Here is an 18,213-nt window from a genome sequence, read left to right as displayed (position 1 = left end):
CCGGACAAGCGGCCCCCGACTGGTTATCATGGCGGCGTTTCTTTGCGGACTGCCACCATGGTTGATTCTTACGACGACTCCCTCGATGGGGAGAAAAGCAAAACCCAGGTCAAACGTGAGCTGCATGCTCTGGTTGACCTTGGCGAGCGCCTTACAACGCTCAAAAAAGACTTGATTGCAAAACTGCCGCTGACCGACGAAATGCGCCGGGCACTTGCGGACGCGCCCAAGCACACCGCGAATATCGCGCGTAAACGGCACATCATGTTTATCGGCAAGCTGATGCGTGATCAGGACACTGACGCCATTCTGGCCTTGCTCGATCAAACCGATGCCTCCACTCGCCAGTACAATGAACGCTTCCACAACCTGGAGCGTTGGCGTGACCGCCTGATTTCGGGCGATGACGCGGTGCTGGAAAAATTCGTGCTGGACTACCCGGACGCGGACCGCCAGCAATTGCGCTCCCTCATCCGTCAGGCCCAGCACGAGCAGGCGCATAACAAGGCGCCGGCCACCAGCCGTAAAATCTTCAAGTACATCCGTGAGCTGGACGAGACTCAACGCGGCCTGCGTTGATGCCTTTCCCCGGGTGGCGGCCCTCGCCACCCGAAGCTCCACCGCTTACGATCCCGTGCCACCCACGGTGATTGCATCGATCTTCAGCGTTGGCTGGCCGACACCCACCGGCACCGACTGCCCATCTTTCCCACAGGTGCCCACGCCGCTGTCCAGCGACAGGTCGTTACCGACCATCGACACCTTGCTCATGGCCTCCGGCCCGTTGCCAATCAACGTTGCCCCTTTGACCGGCGCGGTAATCTTGCCGTCTTCGATCAGGTACGCCTCGCTGGTGGAAAACACGAACTTGCCGCTGGTGATGTCCACTTGGCCGCCGCCGAGGTTGGCGCAATAGATGCCACGCTTCACCGACGCGATGATTTCCGCCGGGTCGCTTTCGCCGCCGAGCATGTAGGTATTGGTCATACGCGGCATCGGCAGATGGGCGTAGGACTCACGGCGACCGTTACCGGTACGCGCCACGCCCATCAGGCGGGCATTGAGCTTGTCTTGCATGTAGCCCTTGAGCACACCGTTTTCGATCAACGTGGTGCATTCGGTGGGTGTGCCTTCGTCGTCCACGCTCAGCGAGCCCCGACGACCGGCCAGGGTGCCGTCATCGACGATGGTGCACAACTTGGATGCAACCATTTCGCCCATGCGCCCGCTATAGGCGGAGCTGCCCTTGCGGTTGAAGTCGCCTTCCAGGCCATGCCCCACCGCTTCGTGCAACAACACGCCGGACCAACCCGAACCCAACACCACCGGCAACGTACCCGCCGGTGCCGGAATGGCTTCCAAGTTCACCAGCGCCTGACGCAGCGCTTCACGGGCATAGCCCATCGCGCGGTCTTCGGCGAGGAAATAACGGTAGTCGGTTCGCCCGCCACCACCATGACCACCGCGCTCACGGCGGCCGTTCTGTTCGACGATCACGCTGACGTTGAAGCGCACCAACGGTCGAACATCCGCCGCCAGGCCACCATCGGTCGAGGCCACCAGGATGCGTTCCCATACGCCCGCCATGCTCACGGTAACCTGCTGGATACGCGGGTCCAGGGCGCGGGTGGCCGCGTCGACACGCTTTAGCAGCTCGACCTTTTCCGCACGGCTGATCACTTCCAGTGGGTTATCCGGCGCGTACAACTGGGCCACGTCCTGGGTGCTGAACGCCTGCACCGTACCGTTTTGGCCGGCGCGGGAAATCGAGCGCGCCGCACGAGCGGCCAGGCCCAAGGCCTCCAGGGTGATCGCGTTGCTGTAGGCAAAACCGGTTTTTTCCCCGGATTGCGCCCGCACACCGACGCCCTGGTCGAGATTAAAACTGCCTTCCTTGACGATGCCATCTTCCAGCGCCCAGGACTCGGAGATCTGCCCTTGGAAATACAGGTCTGCCGCGTCGATACCCGGCCCGGCGAGATCACCCAGCACGGTTTGCAAACTTTCGATGGTCACGCCACCGGGTGCCAGGAGGTGTTCACTGACTGAGGACAACAACTCGCTCATAGGTTTGGCCTTAAATTCATCGTTGCGAGGCAGGCCGCTGCGCGCCCTGCGAGAAAAAGCGCCGATGGTTGACCACCGGCATGCGCGCCCGTATCGACGCTTGTTCACTGCTATCGCGCGCGGCCAACAACACCGCTTCGCCTTGATCCTGTTGAGACAACACACGCCCCCACGGATCGACAATCGCCGCATGGCCATAGGTTTCCCGTGGCCCCGGATGCACACCGCCCTGGGCTGCCGCCAGCAAATAGCACTGGGTTTCGATGGCGCGGGCGCGGATAAGCACATCCCAATGCGCCGCTCCGGTCACGGCGGTAAAGGCCGAGGGCGCGGAAATCAGTTCAGCCCCCGCCGCACGCAACTCGCTGTACAACTCGGGGAAGCGCAGGTCGTAACACACCGTCATGCCCAGGCGACCGACCGGCGTATCCGCCACCACCACATGGCTTCCGAAAGCATAGTCATCGGATTCGCGATAGCGACCCCGAGCGTCCGCCACATCCACATCAAACAAATGCAGCTTGTCGTAACGGGCAACGATTTCGCCGCGATCATCGATCAGCAGCGAACAGGCATTGGGCTTGGCGTGCGGTTGATCCCTGGGCGGCAACGGCAATGTGCCAGCCACTATCCATAAGGTGAGGTCGCGGGCGGTCTGTTTCAACCAGGGCAGTATCGGACCTTCACCCAGCGCTTCGGCACGACCGATATCCGCCACATCGCGACGGCCCATGGCGGCGAAGTTTTCCGGCAGCACCGCAAGCTTCGCACCGCCGGCCGCCGCTTGTTCCAGCAAACGCCGGGCCTGGGCCAGGTTGGCCAGTACATCGCTCTGGCTGACCATTTGAATTACCGCAAAGGACATGGGCCGACACTCCGTAATGGGCATGCGGCCATGCTACTCCACAGACCCTCAGTTTGGTTTTTCAAATGGTTTGTCGAAGCTGATTTTCGGGTCCTTCCACGGCCCTTCCACTTTGTATTGCACGCTGGCAAAACGCGAAACCCGGTCGCCGATCAGCTTGTCGATCAGGAACAATGCACCGCCAATGGCCGGTGCGCCGACGATCAGCGCCGCGATCGGCAAGTTGTTGGTCACCGGCAACGTCACCAACAGCTTGGCATCCACGCGGTCAGCCACAAGGTCCAGGGTGCCGTTGAGCTCCAGGTTGCTCGACGGGCCGGTCAATGTGATCGGTTCGCGGGTCACGAACACACCATTGCTCGCGGCCAACAACCCTTTGACCCGGTCATAGCTCAAGCCTTTGCCAAGCAGGTCCGAAAAGTCCAGGCGCAGTCTGCGCCCGATGGAGTTGAAGTTGAGCAGGCCGAAAACCCGCAGCGCCTGCGCACCGCCTTCCACTTCAACGAACTGGCCCTTGCGAAAGGTTGCATCCAGGCTGCCGGAGAAGCGTTTTGGCCCGACCCAGGCCGGCGAACCCGGCCAACGCCCATCCACATCCAGATGGAAGTCCTCGCTGGTTACCGTTGGCGCATAGCCCCAACCCTTGAGCACGTCGCCGATGTTCTTGCCGTCCAGGCGCCCCTTGTACCAACTGCCGCTGTCGCCCTGTGCGCCTTCCCATCCTCCGGCCCCCTTGAGCAGCATGCCCTTGAGGCCCAGGTCCAGATCGTTGAAGGCCAGGCCCTTGGCGGTAGGTCGAATCTTCAGCGACCAGGCGCCCACCAGGTCCGGGCCCTGGAACAGCTGGTCAATAGCGATATCCAGCGCTGGAATATCCTTGGGGTCGATGCTCGCCAGTGGGTCCGGCGCATTTTCATCCGCCTGTACGGAAGGGTCCACTGCCGGCAGTTTTACGTATTGCAGGTTGATCGCAATCGGTGCGCCCTTGGCATCCGGCAGGTTCACGCGCCCCTTGGCCTGCTGACTGTCGAACTGCAGGCCCCACGCCGCGGCTTTGCGATCGAGTTGCAAATTGACCTGATCGAACTGGGTGCCTAAACCCGTGAGCTTGCCAATCTTGAAATCGGCACTGCTCAACAGTTGCTTGGCGCTGCCGCCCGGATCGTTGCCGGCGTATTGGTTGACCAGCTTTCTCCACGGATCGATGTCCAGCTCCGACAGCACGCCCCGAATGCGCAAACCCTTGGCGCCCGGCAGTACTGCGTCGCCATCGCCGAGGAACAACTCGCCACGGCCCTCATTGAATTTGTCCGGCGGCGCGGCGAAGGTGAAGTTCGCCAGTTCACCATAATCGAACCAATACCGGCGCTCGGCGCCTTGCAAGGTCATGCGAAAGACGCTGTCACGCCCCTGGCTGGCCGGCATGCCGAACGGCGCCGGCAGGTCCAGCGCAACGCCCTTGAGGTTGGAACTGATCATCAACTGGCTGTCGGCACCGTCCAGGTTCAGTTGTAACTGGTACGGAATGTCGCCGGACACCGGCAGCGGCTGAGTTATTTTTAGCCAGTCCATCAGTCGCTTGACCGTGACCTGCCCTTTGGCTGCGACACGGGTACTGATATTGCCCGGCTTGCCATCGGCAAAAATCTGCGCGGTGATAGGCCGGTCAAACGCCTGGGCGGTAATTTTTTCGCCACTCAGGCCCTTGGTGCTGTCAAAACGGAAATCGCCCTTGAGCTGCGTCAGGTCCAGGGTGGGTTCCGCCAATTGCAGCCGTGCCTTATCGGTCTGGAAGTCCACCACGATCTTGGGCTCAGTGCCTTTGGCCAACGGAATATCCAGGTCCAGCTTGCCTTGCAGGTCGCCCTCGCCCTTCCAACCGGCAAAGGTCGAAGCGGTGCCGATCGGCGCCTCTTGAAGAATTTTCAGGCCATCACCCAGGCCGCCGGCAAACGCCCCGGTCAGCAGTAAATGGCTGTCCTTGCCGGGCAGAGCGTGGGGAATATTGACGTAGATGTCCTTGACCTGGGTGTCGAGCAACTGGCCTTTGTCGGCCAGAATGCGGACGCCGCTCTCCTCGACAAACACCTCGCCATCAACCTTGCTCACATGGGGCCAGCCCGGCTGGAACGCCAACTCGGCGTCATGCACCTTGAAGAACAGGCTGATATTGCGCGAGGCCGGCAGCGCACCATGGCTCAGCGAGCCCTGATACTGGAAGAACCCCTGGTCTACCGCGCCCTTGAGAATCGCGGTGCGCAGCCACTCATCCAATGCGGGGCTCAGCACTGCGGGGAGGTATTTGGGGGTGAAGCGCCCATCGCCATCGACCAGGCCGACCCGCAGGTCCATATAGTCTTCCTGGTTATGGTCGAAATTGAGGCGAATAAGGAAGTCGGCGGCAATCTTGCCCTCTTCACCCAGCACCTTGATATAAGGGGCGATCAGGGTGAAGCCTTGCTTATCGAGCTTCCAGGTCAGCCGCGCATTGGCCTGCAGGTATTGCCAGGGCTTGGCGAAGATCGGGTCGAGGTGCAGGGAGAAATCCTTGCTGTCCATGCGCAGTTCGCCATGGCCCAGGTCGCCGCTGATGCTACCGGATACATTGCGTGCGGCCGGCGCGCCAAAGTAGGCATCAAAGCCCACCCGTTCCAGGTTGGCGGCAAAACTGACTTTTTGATCGGTAGTGTCCTGGGGACGAAAATCCACCAGCACATTACGCAGCAGGCCAGTGGCCTTGAGATGTTCGACGGTTTTGGCGAAGCCTTCCGGCAATGGCGCCAGAGCGTTGAGCAGCGGCGTGATCGGTGTCAGGTCGAGGCGGTCAGCCTGCAGTTTCCAGACCTCCTGGCCCTTGTCGGTCGCCAGGCTCTGCTGCAATTGCAGGCGCGATTCCCAACGGGTATCGCCCAGGTTCATCGCCAACGAATCAAACAGCACTTTCATGCCGCTATCACTGCGTTGCAGGTAGGCGGTAAGGGCGAGGTTTTCGATGTGCACCGGCTTGCGCTCGGCGTAACTGCCCTTGACCTGCGGCGAGTTGAGGCGCACCACCGCGCTTTGCACGGCGCCTTTGCCCCAGTTCAGCCAGAACTCCCCGCCGGCCTTGAACTGCGTGAGCTTCCACTGCTGGGTCAGCTTGCTCGGAATCCACTTGGCCCAATCGCTCTGCGGCAGGCTGAGGTAGGCCTGGACTTCGGCGTCTTTCCATTGACTGGCACGTATGCGGCTGCGCAGGCTGACAGCCAGGGGCTGGCCGTCGGGCAGGGTCAGGCGCGCGTCGAGACGTTGGCGGGTGATGCCGGTATGCAGGCTAAAGCCCACATAGGTAAGGGTGAGGGGCGATTGGTCGAGCGGTTGCAAGGTGACCTGGCTGTCGAGCAGCGACACGCGCTTGACCCTCTGCAGGCGCGTGAGCAGTTGCTGCGGGTCCAGCGGTTGGTCGTCCTGCATCGGCAGGCCTTGCAGTGCCCAATGGCCGTCCCTGTCTTCCTTGGCACTCAGTTGCAGGCCACTGACTTGCAAGTGAGCCAGGCGCACTTCACGCGCCATCAGGCTGGCCCAGATATCCGGCACCACTTCCACCTGATCCAGGCGCAAGGCATTGCTGCCTTCGCCCACCATCACATCGCGGGCCAGCAGCACCGGTGCGAAACCGCTCCAGCGCCCTTCAAGCATGCCGATGTGCATCGGCATGCCGACCGCGGCCTGGGCCTTGGCCTCGACCTGCGCTCGGTATTCGGCAACAAGCGGTGTCAACTCACGCCCCAGGCTCACGTACACCGCCGCCAAAACCAGCAGCAAGGCGCACAGGCCCAAGCCCCAACGGGTCAAAGCGGCAAAAAAGCGTGTCAGACGCTCCATGTCAGGCGACCCTCAAGGCAGTAGGCAGGCGGCAGACAAGGTCTGCCGGGATCAAAAAAGGCAAGCGAATGGGGATCAGAGCAGCACCACGTCGTATTGTTCCTGGGAATACATGGTTTCTACCTGGAAGCGAATCGTGCGCCCGATAAATCCCTCCAACTCGGCAACGTTACCGGACTCTTCATCCAGCAGGCGGTCGACCACTTTCTGGTTGGCAAGCACTCTATAACCTTCGGCCTGGTAGGCCCGCGCCTCTCGTAAGATTTCCCGGAAAATCTCGTAGCAAACCGTTTCCGGAGTTTTCAACTTACCGCGCCCCTGGCAACTGCTGCACGGCTCGCACAGCACCTGCTCCAGGCTTTCGCGGGTACGTTTGCGGGTCATTTGCACCAGTCCCAGCTCGGTAATACCGATGATGTTGGTCTTGGCGTGATCGCGTTCCAGTTGTTTCTCGAGCGTGCGCAGCACCTGGCGCTGGTGCTCTTCGTCTTCCATGTCGATGAAGTCGATGATGATGATGCCGCCCAGGTTGCGCAGGCGCAGTTGGCGCGCAATCGCGGTGGCCGCTTCGAGGTTGGTCTTGAAGATGGTCTCTTCGAGGTTGCGATGGCCGACAAAAGCGCCGGTGTTGACGTCGATGGTGGTCATGGCTTCCGCCGGGTCCACCACCAGATAGCCACCGGACTTGAGCGGCACCTTGCGCTCCAGGGCCTTCTGGATTTCATCTTCGACGCCGTATAGGTCGAAGATCGGCCGCTCACCAGGATAGTGTTCCAGGCGGTCGGCAATTTCCGGCATCAGCTCGGCAACAAATTGCGTGGTGCGCTGGAAGGTTTCCCGCGAGTCGATGCGAATTTTCTCAATCTTGGGGCTGACCAGGTCGCGCAGCGTGCGCAAGGCCAGGCCCAGGTCTTCATAAATGACACTCGGCGCGCCGATGGTCTTGATCTGGGCGCCGATCTGATCCCACAGCCGTCGCAGGTAACGGATGTCCATCAGAATCTCATCGGCCCCGGCGCCTTCCGCGGCGGTACGCAGGATAAAACCGCCGGCCTCCTTGATGCCTTCGGCGGCCACGCAGTCGCTGACCACCTTCTTCAGGCGTTCGCGCTCGCCTTCATCCTCGATCTTGAGGGAGATACCGACGTGGGCGGTACGCGGCATGTACACCAGATAACGCGAAGGAATCGACAGTTGCGTGGTCAGGCGCGCGCCCTTGGAACCGATGGGGTCCTTGGTGACTTGCACCACCAGGCTCTGCCCTTCATGCACCAGGGCGCTGATACTTTCGACCGCCGGGCCTTCACGCAGGGAGATTTCCGAAGCATGGATAAACGCGGCACGGTCCAGGCCGATGTCGACGAATGCCGCCTGCATCCCCGGCAGCACGCGCACTACCTTGCCTTTGTAGATATTGCCAACGATCCCGCGCTTCTGGGTGCGCTCGACGTGTACTTCCTGCAAAACACCGTTCTCTACCACCGCCACGCGCGATTCCATCGGCGTGATATTGATCAGAATCTCTTCACTCATGGCTGGGTCTCGTTCAGGCGTTTTCACAATAGTGGCCGGTCGCTTAAGGCTGGGCGCTGGAGTAACGCGTTCAGCGCGCGGTAAGGTGTTGCCAACAGGGTATGCCGAATCGGCCAAGCAGTTGCGCGGTTTCGCACACCGGCAGGCCTACCACGGCGGAATAACTGCCGTTGAGCCCGGCGACAAACACCGAGCCAAGCCCTTGAATAGCATAGCCGCCCGCCTTGTCTTGCGGTTCGCCGCTGTGCCAGTAGGTTGTAGCCTCCTCGACAGAAACCTCGCGAAAAAGTACACGACTCCTGACACATCGGGTTTCGCAGCGCAGCCCATCGGTGAGGGCAATGGCCGTGAGCACCTCATGCTCACGGCCCGCCAAGGCCATCAACATCGCCAAGGCGTCGGCTTGGTCTACCGGCTTGCCGAGGATCTTGCCGTCGACAATCACCGCCGTGTCGGCACCCAACACGCAGGCATCCGACGTTTGCTCAAGCGCAGCAAAACCCGCCGCCGCCTTGCCGCGCGCAAGACGCTCGACATAGGCAACAGCGGATTCATTGGGGATGGGAGTTTCGTCAATAGCGGCGCTGACCACCTTGAAGGGCACACCGATCTGGGTCAGCAGTTCACGTCGCCTCGGGGAGCCGGAGGCCAGATAAAGCGAATTCATGCAGACTCTCCCTGTAGGGTTCGATAACCAGGCAGAGCCTCGCAATCCATTCAATTGATTTTATAGCGACGACGCAGCCCACGCAGACCGAAACTGATCCATGGCCACAGCAGCGCGCTGACCAGCGCCGGCAGCACCAGCGCCAGGGTTGGCTGGCGGTTGCCGGTCAAGGCGCTGAGCCATAACTGAACAAGCTGCGCCAGGCCGAAAATCACCAGGATCACTAGGCATTGCTGCCACATCGGGAACATACGCAAACGCTGCTGCAGCGACAGTACCAGGAAGGTGATCAAGGTCAGGATCAACGCGTTCTGGCCCAGCAAGGTGCCATACAGCACATCTTCCGCCAAGCCCAGGAACATGGCCGTGACCATGCCCACTTTATGTGGCAGGTTCAGCGACCAGAACGCCAGCAACAAGGCCAGCCACAGCGGGCGCAGGATTTCCATGAATTGCGGCAGCGGCGAAACGCTGAGCAGCAGGCCGACCGCGAATGTCAGCCACACGATCCAACCATTGCGCGAATGAGTACCGGCCATTATTCCTCCCTCTGCCGCGTGGTCGCCGGGGCTGCAGTCGCAGGCTTGACGGCAGGCGTGGTGGTAGCAGGCGTGGTGGCCGGCGGTTTGGCGGCCGCCGGTTTTACCGGGTGGGTGTTATGCGCTGCAGGCTTGACCGGCGTGGCCACTGGCGCCGCTGCGGCCGGAGTGGCCACCGGTGCAGTTGGGGCCGCCGGCGCAGGCTTGGGCACGGTTGCAGGAATGATCGGCGCCGTGCCGTTCTTCTTGTCCTCCGCTTCCTGGGCCTGGGCGGCGTCATTGGCGCGCTCTTCCGGGGTGCGGTTATCACTGAACACCAGCAGCAGGTAGCGGCTGCGGTTCAGGGCTGCGGTGGGAACGGCGCGCACGATGGCAAATGGCTGGCCGGAATCATGGATCACTTCCTTGACCGTCGCCACCGGGTAGCCGGCCGGGAAACGCTGGCCCAAGCCGGAACTGACCAATAGGTCGCCTTCCTTGATGTCGGCGGTGTCGGCCACGTGACGGAGTTCAAGGCGCTCGGGGTTACCGGTGCCGCTGGCGATGGCGCGCAAGCCGTTACGGTTGACTTGCACGGGAATGCTGTGGGTTGTATCCGTCAGCAGCAATACCCGCGAGGTGTAGGGCATCAGCTCCACCACTTGGCCCATCAGGCCACGCGCATCGAGCACCGGCTGGCCCAGGACCACACCATCGCGCTCACCCTTGTTGATGATGATGCGATGTGTGAAGGGGTTGGGGTCCATGCCGATCAACTCGGCCACTTCGACTTTCTCGTTGACCAGCGCGGAAGAATTGAGCAACTCGCGCAGCCGTACGTTCTGCTCGGTGAGGGCCGCGAGCTTTTGCATGCGCCCCTGCAACAGCAGGTTTTCGGTCTTGAGTTTTTCGTTTTCGGCGACGAGCTCGGTGCGGCTGCCGAATTGGCTCGCCACGCCCTGGAACAGACGTTGCGGCAGGTCGGTGATCCAGTAGGTCTGCATCAACACCAGCGACATCTGGCTACGCACGGGCTTGAGCAGTGCAAAACGAGCATCGACCACCATCAGCGCGACCGAAAGCACGACCAGCACCAATAAGCGCACGCCCAATGAGGGGCCTTTGGCGAAAAGCGGTTTAATAAGCCGCTCCTCCCAGGCAAATGTTCTCTTTATTCATACGGCATCTAACCGGCCTGGATGCAGATTGAAGAAGATAAACGCCAACAGGCAGCACTGCAAAGTGCTGCCTGAGGGCAAAACATGGCGCAACCAACGATCTTATTCGCTGGAAAGCAGGTCCATGGTGTGTTTATCCATCATTTCCAGTGCACGACCACCGCCACGGGCAACGCAGGTCAGCGGGTCTTCGGCGACGATAACCGGCAGACCGGTTTCCTGGGCCAGCAACTTGTCGAGGTCGCGCAGCAAGGCGCCACCACCGGTCAGTACCAGCCCGCGCTCGGCGATATCCGAAGCCAGTTCCGGCGGCGATTGCTCCAGGGCACTCTTCACAGCCTGAACGATGGTGGCCAGGGACTCTTGCAGAGCTTCCAGCACTTCATTGGAGTTCAGGGTGAAGGCACGTGGAACGCCCTCGGCCAGGTTGCGACCGCGAACATCGACTTCGCGAACTTCGCCGCCCGGGTAAGCGGTACCGATTTCCTGCTTGATGCGTTCGGCGGTGGATTCGCCGATCAGGCTGCCGTAGTTACGACGCACATAAGTGATGATCGCTTCGTCGAAGCGGTCGCCGCCCACACGCACGGATTCGGCATACACCACACCGTTCAGGGAAATCAGGGCGATTTCAGTGGTACCACCACCGATATCCACCACCATCGAGCCGCGCGCTTCTTCAACCGGCAGGCCGGCACCGATCGCAGCGGCCATGGGCTCTTCGATCAGGAACACTTCACGGGCACCGGCACCGAGGGCCGACTCACGGATAGCACGACGCTCTACCTGGGTGGACTTGCACGGAACGCAGATCAGCACACGAGGGCTGGGCTGCAGGAAACTGTTTTCGTGAACCTTGTTGATGAAGTACTGCAGCATCTTCTCGCAGACACTGAAGTCGGCGATCACGCCGTCTTTCATCGGACGAATGGCGGCAATATTGCCAGGTGTGCGGCCGAGCATGCGCTTGGCCTCGGTGCCGACGGCAACGACACTTTTCTGATTACCATGGGTCCGAATGGCCACAACCGATGGCTCATTCAGAACGATACCGCGCTCGCGCACGTAAATAAGGGTGTTGGCAGTGCCCAGGTCAATGGAAAGATCGCTGGAAAACATGCCACGCAGTTTCTTGAACATGGGAAAGGGACCCTAGGCAACGCGTGGGTAAAAAAGTGCGGCAAACTCTAACAACGACAGGGATTTTGGGCAAGGCGCCAATGTGCTAAATTGGCCGACTTTCTGTGCACCAACCCCCACAATCGCGGCCGTAAGACCGTAGAAATGCGGTAGTGTTCCGACAATCTAACACACGGACAGCCTCCGTTCTGTTTTCCACTGGAGATTCCCATGGCGCTTGAACGCTCCGACGTGGAAAAAATCGCTCATCTGGCCTCGCTTGGCCTCAATGATGCCGATCTTCCACAGACCACCGCAGCCCTGAACAGCATTCTCGGGCTGGTTGATCAAATGCAGGCCGTCAATACCGACGGCATCGAGCCCCTGGCTCACCCGCTCGAAGCCAGCCAGCGCCTGCGCGCAGACCTCGTGACCGAGCGCAATCATCGCGAGGCCTATCAGTCCATCGCGCCAGCGGTCGAAAACGGCCTGTACCTGGTTCCGAAAGTCATCGACTAAAGGGAAAGAGCCTTTCATGCATCACATGACTCTGGCCGAGATCGCCCGCGGTCTCGCCGATAAAAAGTTTTCTTCCGAAGAGCTGACCAAGACCCTGCTGGCGCGTATCGCCGAGCACGACCCCAAGGTCAACAGCTTCATCAGCCTCACCGAAGAGCTGGCCTTGAGCCAGGCCAAGGCCGCCGACGTACGTCGCGCCAACGGTGAAAACGGCGCATTGCTGGGCGCACCGATCGCCCACAAAGACCTGTTCTGCACCCAGGGCGTGCGTACCAGCTGCGGCTCGAAGATGCTCGACAACTTCAAGGCGCCCTACGACGCCACCGTGGTCGCCAAGCTGGCCGCCGCCGGGGCCGTGACCCTGGGCAAGACCAACATGGACGAATTCGCCATGGGGTCGGCCAACGAGTCGAGCTACTACGGCGCAGTGAAAAACCCGTGGAACCTGGAACACGTGCCCGGCGGCTCGTCCGGTGGTTCGGCCGCGGCCGTTGCCGCCCGCTTCCTGCCGGCGGCCACGGCCACCGACACCGGCGGCTCCATCCGCCAGCCCGCTGCGTTCACCAACCTTACCGGTCTGAAGCCGACCTACGGTCGCGTTTCCCGCTGGGGCATGATCGCCTACGCGTCCAGCCTCGATCAGGGCGGCCCATTGGCCCGCACGGCCGAAGACTGCGCCATCTTGTTGCAAGGCATGGCAGGTTTCGACACGCAGGACTCCACCAGCATCGATGAGCCGGTGCCGGACTACAGCGCCCACCTCAACACCTCGATCAAGGGCCTGCGCATCGGCGTGCCGAAGGAATACTTCAGCGCCGGTCTCGACCCGCGTATCGCCGAGTTGGTGCAAAACAGTATCAAAGAGCTGGAAAAGCTCGGCGCCGTGATCAAGCACATCAGCTTGCCGAACAACCAGCATGCGATTCCTGCCTATTACGTGATCGCACCGGCGGAAGCCTCCTCCAACCTGTCGCGTTTCGACGGCGTGCGTTTCGGCTATCGCTGCGAAAACCCGAAAGACCTCACCGACCTGTACAAGCGCTCCCGTGGCGAAGGCTTCGGTGCTGAAGTGCAGCGCCGGATCATGGTCGGAGCCTACGCTCTGTCGGCCGGTTACTACGATGCCTACTACCTCAAGGCGCAGAAAATCCGGCGCCTGATCAAGAACGACTTCATGGCAGCCTTTGAAGAAGTCGACGTGATCCTCGGCCCGACCACGCCGAACCCGGCCTGGAAGATCGGCGCCAAGACCGGCGACCCGATCGCCGAGTACCTGGAAGACCTCTACACCATCACCGCCAACCTCGCGGGCTTGCCGGGCTTGTCGATGCCTGCAGGTTTCGTCGACGGCCTGCCGGTCGGCGTGCAATTGCTCGCCCCGTATTTCCAGGAAGGCCGCCTGCTCAATGTGGCGCACCAGTACCAGTTGAACACTGACTGGCACACTCGCACCCCTACCGGCTTCTGAGGAGAACACTATGCAATGGGAAGTTGTGATCGGGCTGGAGATTCATACCCAGCTCGCCACCCAATCGAAGATTTTCTCCGGTAGCGCCACCACGTTCGGCGCCGAGCCCAACACCCAGGCCAGCCTGGTCGACCTGGGCATGCCCGGCGTACTGCCGGTGCTGAACCAGGAAGCGGTGCGCATGGCGGTGATGTTCGGCCTGGCGATTGACGCCGAGATCGGCCAGCACAACGTGTTCGCGCGCAAGAACTACTTCTACCCGGACCTGCCCAAGGGCTACCAGATCAGCCAGATGGAACTGCCGATCGTCGGCAAGGGCCACCTGGACATTCCCCTGGAAGACGGCACCATCAAGCGCGTCGGTGTGACCCGCGCGCACCTTGAAGAAGACGCCGGCAAAAGCCTGCACGAAGAGTTCCCGGGCGCCACCGGTATCGACCTCAACCGTGCGGGCACGCCGCTGCTGGAAATCGTGTCCGAGCCGGACATGCGCAGCGCCAAGGAAGCGGTGGCCTACGTCAAGACCATCCACGCGCTGGTGCGCTACCTGGGCATCTGCGACGGCAACATGGCCGAAGGCTCGCTGCGTTGTGACTGCAACGTGTCGGTGCGGCCAAAAGGCCAGGCCGAATACGGTACCCGTTGCGAGATCAAGAACGTCAACTCGTTCCGTTTCATCGAGAAGGCGATCAACACCGAAGTGCGTCGCCAGATCGAACTGATCGAGGACGGCGGCAAGGTGATCCAGCAAACGCGCCTGTACGACCCGAACAAAGACGAAACCCGCGCCATGCGCAGCAAAGAGGAAGCCAACGACTACCGTTACTTCCCCGACCCGGACCTGTTGCCGGTGGTGCTGGAAGACTCGTTCCTCAATGACGTGCGCGCCACCCTGCCGGAACTGCCGCAGCAGAAACGCGAGCGCTTCAAGGAGCAATTCGGCCTGTCGGTCTACGATGCCAGCGTTTTGGCCTCCAGCCGTGAACAAGCGAACTACTTCGAAAAAGTTGTGAGCATTGCCGGTGACGCCAAGCTGGCGGCCAACTGGGTCATGGTTGAGCTGGGCAGCCTGCTGAACAAGCAAGGTCTGGAAATCGACGAAGCCCCGGTGACCGCCGAACAATTGGGCGGCATGCTGCTGCGCATCAAGGACAACACCATCTCCGGCAAAATCGCCAAGACCGTGTTCGAAGCGATGGCGGCCGGCGAAGGCAGCGCCGACGAGATCATCGAAAAACGCGGGCTCAAGCAAGTCACCGACAGCGGCGCCATTTCGGCCGTACTCGATGAAATGCTGGCGGCCAACGCCGAGCAGGTCGAACAATATCGCGCGGCGGACGAAGCCAAGCGCGGCAAGATGTTCGGCTTTTTCGTCGGCCAGGCCATGAAAGCCTCCAAAGGCAAGGCCAACCCGCAGCAGGTGAACGAACTGCTGAAAAGCAAGCTCGAAGGCTGATTGCGATGCAGGATCCGGGCAAGACTTCATGCTTGACTCGGACCTCCTGTGGGAGGGGGCTTGCTCCCTCCCACATTTGATATGGGGATACCTTGAATGAAGCGTTTACTTGGCCTTTTAGCCTTGTTCTCTCTGCTGACCGGTTGCGCCAGCGGCCTCATCGACCCCAACGGCTACGACGAAACCGGCACCGCCTCGTATTACGGCGCCCGGCACCATGGTAAAAAAACCGCCAGCGGTGAACCCTTCAACCAGAACGCCCTGACCGCCGCCCACCGGCGACTGCCCTTCGGCACGCGGGTCAAGGTCACCAATCTCGACAACGACAAATCCGTCGTGGTCCGCATCAATGATCGCGGCCCGCATACCCGTGGACGCCTGATCGATCTTTCGCGCGAAGCCGCCGAGCAACTGGGCATGCTGCGCAGCGGCACCGCGCGGGTTCGCGTGCAAGCCATGAGCAACTGACCGAGGGAGCCTGGCCATTTTCGGATTAACCGCCCTTTCGCCCTGGAGCCTGCTCGAACTGGCCAGCGGCCTGCTGCTGCTGATCGCCGGCGCCGAAATCCTGGTGCGCGCCGCCGTGCGCCTGGCGGCCAGCCTCAAGGTGCGCCCGCTGATCATCGGCCTGACCATCGTCGCCTTCGGCAGCAGCGCGCCGCAGATGACCGTCAGCCTGCAGGCCACCCTGGCCGGCAACACCGATATCGCCGTGGGCAGCGTAATCGGCAGCAGTATCTTCAACATCCTGGTGACCCTCGGCCTGTCGGCGCTGATCATTCCGTTACGTGTCTCGCGGCAACTGGTGCGCCTGGATATCCCGGTGATGATCCTCGCCGGCCTGCTGGTGTTCACCCTGGCGGCCAATGAAGAGCTGACGCCGGTCGATGGGCTTTGCCTGCTGACCGCCTTGCTGGCCTACCTCGGCGTGCTGCACTACCAGACCCGTCACTCACGCCGCCCACGCAGCCTGGATACGGTGGCCCGAGCGCCCTGGCTGAGCAGCGTGCTGCTGATGCTCGGCGGGTTGTTGGTGCTGGTGCTGGCCGGGCACCTGCTGCTGGGCGCGGCCGTGGATGTAGCGAGCGACCTGGGCTTGTCGGAACGCATTATCGGCCTGACGCTGATCGGCGTCGGCACTTCGCTGCCATGCCTGGCCACCTCGCTGATTGCCGCGTTGCGCGGCCAACGGGAAATTGCCGTAGGCAACGTGATCGGCAGCAACCTGTTCAACCTGCTGGGAGTACTGGGGCTGACCGCGCTCTTGGCGCCGTCGCCGTTGTCGGTATCGCCCAACGCCCTGGACTTCGACCTGCCGGTGATGCTCGGCGTCGTGGTGTTGTGCTTGCCGGTGTTCTACACCGGCTACCGTGTGACTCGCGCCGAAGGTCTCGTGCTGCTGGGGTTATACCTGGCGTATGGGTTGCACGTGATGTCATTCACCACCGGCATGCCCCTGGCCGGCAAGCTGGAACAATTGATGCTGCATTACGTCCTGCCGGCGCTGCTGGTGTTCCTGGTGTTCACCTCGCTGCGCGCCTGGCGCCGCCAACATAAGAGGGAATCGCAATGACCGATCAGAAAAAGCCCGGGGTTGAAATGCGTCGCCAGGTCATGGGCGATGCGTTCGTCGACCGCGCCCTGGGCAATGCCACCGAGTTCACCCAGCCGTTGCAGGATTTCGTCAACGAACATGCCTGGGGCAGCGTGTGGAACCGCGAAGGTTTGCCGCTGAAGACCCGCAGCCTGATCACCCTCGCCGCCCTCACCGCGCTCAAGTGCCCCCAGGAACTCAAGGGCCACGTGCGTGGTGCGCTGAACAACGGCTGCACCGTGGAGGAAATTCGCGAAGCGCTGCTGCATTGCGCGGTGTATGCGGGTGTGCCGGCGGCGATTGATGCGTTTCGTGCCGCTCAGGAAGTGATCGATACCTACCAGAAAGAAGGCTAGATCCAGCCACCCGCCTGCAGCACAAAAATACCGATATTCGTGGTCACCGCCGCCATCAGGGTGGTGATCACAATAATCGCCGCCGCCAGCTCGTGATTGCCCTCGGCCGCCCTGGCCATCACGAAGCTAGCGGCGGCCGTCGGCGCGCCGAAATACAGGAACAGAATCCCCAGTTCAGGCCCGCGAAAGCCCAGCAGCCAGGCACCCAAAGTGGCGACCACCGGCAACCAGACCATCTTCATCAAGCTCGCGCTCAACGCCATGTTGCCGCTCTTGCGCAGCGCCGCCAGGGACAGGGTGCCGCCGATGCAGATCAATGCCAACGGCAAGGTGGTGTCGGCCAGGTACTGCATGGATTTTTCCAGCCAGCCGGGCAGGCCAATCTGAAAATACGCGAACGGCGCCGCCACGATAACGCTGATGATCAACGGGTTGGCCACCACACTTTTGAAGATGCTCCAGGGGTCGGACTTGATCACCGGGCTGTACACCGCCAGCACAATGGTCGAGAGGGTGTTGTAGAACAGGATCACCAGCGCGGCGAGGACGGCCCCGAGCGAGATCCCATAGTCACCGTACATGCTGGCCGCCAGTGCCAGGCCGATCACGCCGTTATTGCCGCGAAACGCGCCTTGGGTGTAGATCCCACGGTCCTCACGCTTGCAACGAAAGATCGCCCAACCCCAGGCCAGGGCAAAGCTCACCAGGGTGGCGACCGAAAAGTAAATCAGCAAACCCGGCTTGAGCGCCGAGTGCAGGTCGGCATGCAGGATGCCCAGGAACAGCAACGCCGGCATGGTGACGTTGAACACCAGGGACGAGGCCGTGTGGATAAAGTTGTCGTTAATCCAATTGATGCGCTTGAGCAGCACACCGAGAAACAGCATGGCAAACACCGGCGCGGTGATGGTCAGGGTGGTGAGGAAGATAGCCAGCATGCCGGGGGACCTTGGGTGGGCGTCGTTAGGTGGCTAATGATAAGCCATACAGCCCAACGGCGTCTGGGAGA

Annotated in this window: 16 protein-coding genes; 7 read left to right on the top strand and 9 right to left on the bottom strand. The window is 61.5% G+C overall.

What is annotated here, in order from left to right; translation table 11 throughout:
* The first annotated feature begins 57 nt into the window (after positions 1-57).
* The gene (yjgA, locus tag KSS96_RS05165; RefSeq protein ID WP_017138246.1) at positions 58-579 is read left to right on the top strand and encodes a ribosome biogenesis factor YjgA; all 522 of its coding nucleotides are present in this window, start codon (positions 58-60) and stop codon (positions 577-579) included.
* Between the two features lie 45 nt (positions 580-624).
* On the opposite strand, the gene tldD is transcribed toward yjgA, so the two are convergent.
* The 8 genes from tldD to mreB form a co-directional block, all read right to left on the bottom strand.
* Positions 625-2,067 carry a metalloprotease TldD gene (gene tldD, locus KSS96_RS05160; RefSeq protein ID WP_017529090.1) on the bottom strand — a complete coding sequence of 481 codons (1,443 nt, stop codon included), beginning with the start codon at positions 2,065-2,067 and terminating at the stop codon, positions 625-627.
* Between the two features lie 16 nt (positions 2,068-2,083).
* Entirely contained in the window at positions 2,084-2,932 is an 849-nt protein-coding gene (locus KSS96_RS05155) for a carbon-nitrogen hydrolase family protein (RefSeq protein ID WP_017529089.1), read from the bottom strand.
* Between the two features lie 48 nt (positions 2,933-2,980).
* Complete coding sequence (locus KSS96_RS05150; RefSeq protein ID WP_068936332.1) at positions 2,981-6,796, bottom strand: YhdP family protein; 3,816 nt, start codon at positions 6,794-6,796, stop codon at positions 2,981-2,983.
* A gap of 75 nt (positions 6,797-6,871) precedes the next feature.
* Entirely contained in the window at positions 6,872-8,329 is a 1,458-nt protein-coding gene (gene rng / locus KSS96_RS05145; protein ID WP_003171790.1) for a ribonuclease G, read from the bottom strand.
* 70 nt (positions 8,330-8,399) lie between these two features.
* Entirely contained in the window at positions 8,400-8,996 is a 597-nt protein-coding gene (locus KSS96_RS05140) for a Maf family protein (protein WP_065877287.1), read from the bottom strand.
* Positions 8,997-9,046: 50 nt separating this feature from the next.
* Positions 9,047-9,535 carry a rod shape-determining protein MreD gene (mreD, locus tag KSS96_RS05135; RefSeq protein ID WP_017530097.1) on the bottom strand — a complete coding sequence of 163 codons (489 nt, stop codon included), beginning with the start codon at positions 9,533-9,535 and terminating at the stop codon, positions 9,047-9,049.
* Positions 9,535-10,656 carry a rod shape-determining protein MreC gene (gene mreC / locus KSS96_RS05130; RefSeq protein ID WP_116078458.1) on the bottom strand — a complete coding sequence of 374 codons (1,122 nt, stop codon included), beginning with the start codon at positions 10,654-10,656 and terminating at the stop codon, positions 9,535-9,537. Before mreC ends, mreD begins: the two co-directional genes overlap by 1 nt.
* Before the next feature lie 138 nt (positions 10,657-10,794).
* Complete coding sequence (gene mreB, locus KSS96_RS05125; protein WP_002555108.1) at positions 10,795-11,832, bottom strand: rod shape-determining protein MreB; 1,038 nt, start codon at positions 11,830-11,832, stop codon at positions 10,795-10,797.
* A 210-nt stretch (positions 11,833-12,042) separates the two neighbouring features.
* Here mreB and gatC point away from each other — a divergent pair, with 210 nt between their 5' ends.
* The 6 genes from gatC (at position 12,043) to KSS96_RS05095 (ending at position 17,204) form a co-directional block, all read left to right on the top strand.
* Complete coding sequence (gene gatC, locus KSS96_RS05120) at positions 12,043-12,330, top strand: Asp-tRNA(Asn)/Glu-tRNA(Gln) amidotransferase subunit GatC (protein WP_065877289.1); 288 nt, start codon at positions 12,043-12,045, stop codon at positions 12,328-12,330.
* A gap of 16 nt (positions 12,331-12,346) precedes the next feature.
* On the top strand, positions 12,347-13,798 hold the full coding sequence (gene gatA / locus KSS96_RS05115; protein WP_065877290.1) for an Asp-tRNA(Asn)/Glu-tRNA(Gln) amidotransferase subunit GatA: 1,452 nt from the start codon (positions 12,347-12,349) through the stop codon (positions 13,796-13,798).
* 10 nt (positions 13,799-13,808) lie between these two features.
* Complete coding sequence (gatB, locus tag KSS96_RS05110; RefSeq protein ID WP_017530101.1) at positions 13,809-15,254, top strand: Asp-tRNA(Asn)/Glu-tRNA(Gln) amidotransferase subunit GatB; 1,446 nt, start codon at positions 13,809-13,811, stop codon at positions 15,252-15,254.
* Positions 15,255-15,350: 96 nt separating this feature from the next.
* Positions 15,351-15,722: a septal ring lytic transglycosylase RlpA family protein gene (locus tag KSS96_RS05105; RefSeq protein ID WP_017530102.1), complete on the top strand. Its 372-nt coding sequence runs from the start codon at positions 15,351-15,353 to the stop codon at positions 15,720-15,722.
* A 58-nt stretch (positions 15,723-15,780) separates the two neighbouring features.
* Positions 15,781-16,827, top strand: coding sequence for a calcium/sodium antiporter (locus KSS96_RS05100; RefSeq protein ID WP_083221626.1), 1,047 nt, complete (start codon positions 15,781-15,783; stop codon positions 16,825-16,827).
* Positions 16,824-17,204, top strand: coding sequence for a carboxymuconolactone decarboxylase family protein (locus tag KSS96_RS05095; protein WP_065877292.1), 381 nt, complete (start codon positions 16,824-16,826; stop codon positions 17,202-17,204). The genes KSS96_RS05100 and KSS96_RS05095 overlap by 4 nt, the downstream gene beginning before the upstream one ends.
* On the opposite strand, the gene KSS96_RS05090 is transcribed toward KSS96_RS05095, so the two are convergent.
* The gene (locus KSS96_RS05090) at positions 17,201-18,142 is read right to left on the bottom strand and encodes an AEC family transporter (RefSeq protein WP_017530105.1); all 942 of its coding nucleotides are present in this window, start codon (positions 18,140-18,142) and stop codon (positions 17,201-17,203) included. The genes KSS96_RS05095 and KSS96_RS05090 overlap by 4 nt on opposite strands.
* Positions 18,143-18,213: the final 71 nt, after the last annotated feature.

It is taken from the genome of Pseudomonas asgharzadehiana (genome assembly GCF_019139815.1).
In the GTDB taxonomy this organism is placed as follows: Bacteria; Pseudomonadota; Gammaproteobacteria; order Pseudomonadales; family Pseudomonadaceae; genus Aquipseudomonas; species Aquipseudomonas asgharzadehiana.
Note: the sequence above shows the minus strand (reverse complement) of the source record. Positions and strands in the feature narration are given on the sequence as shown.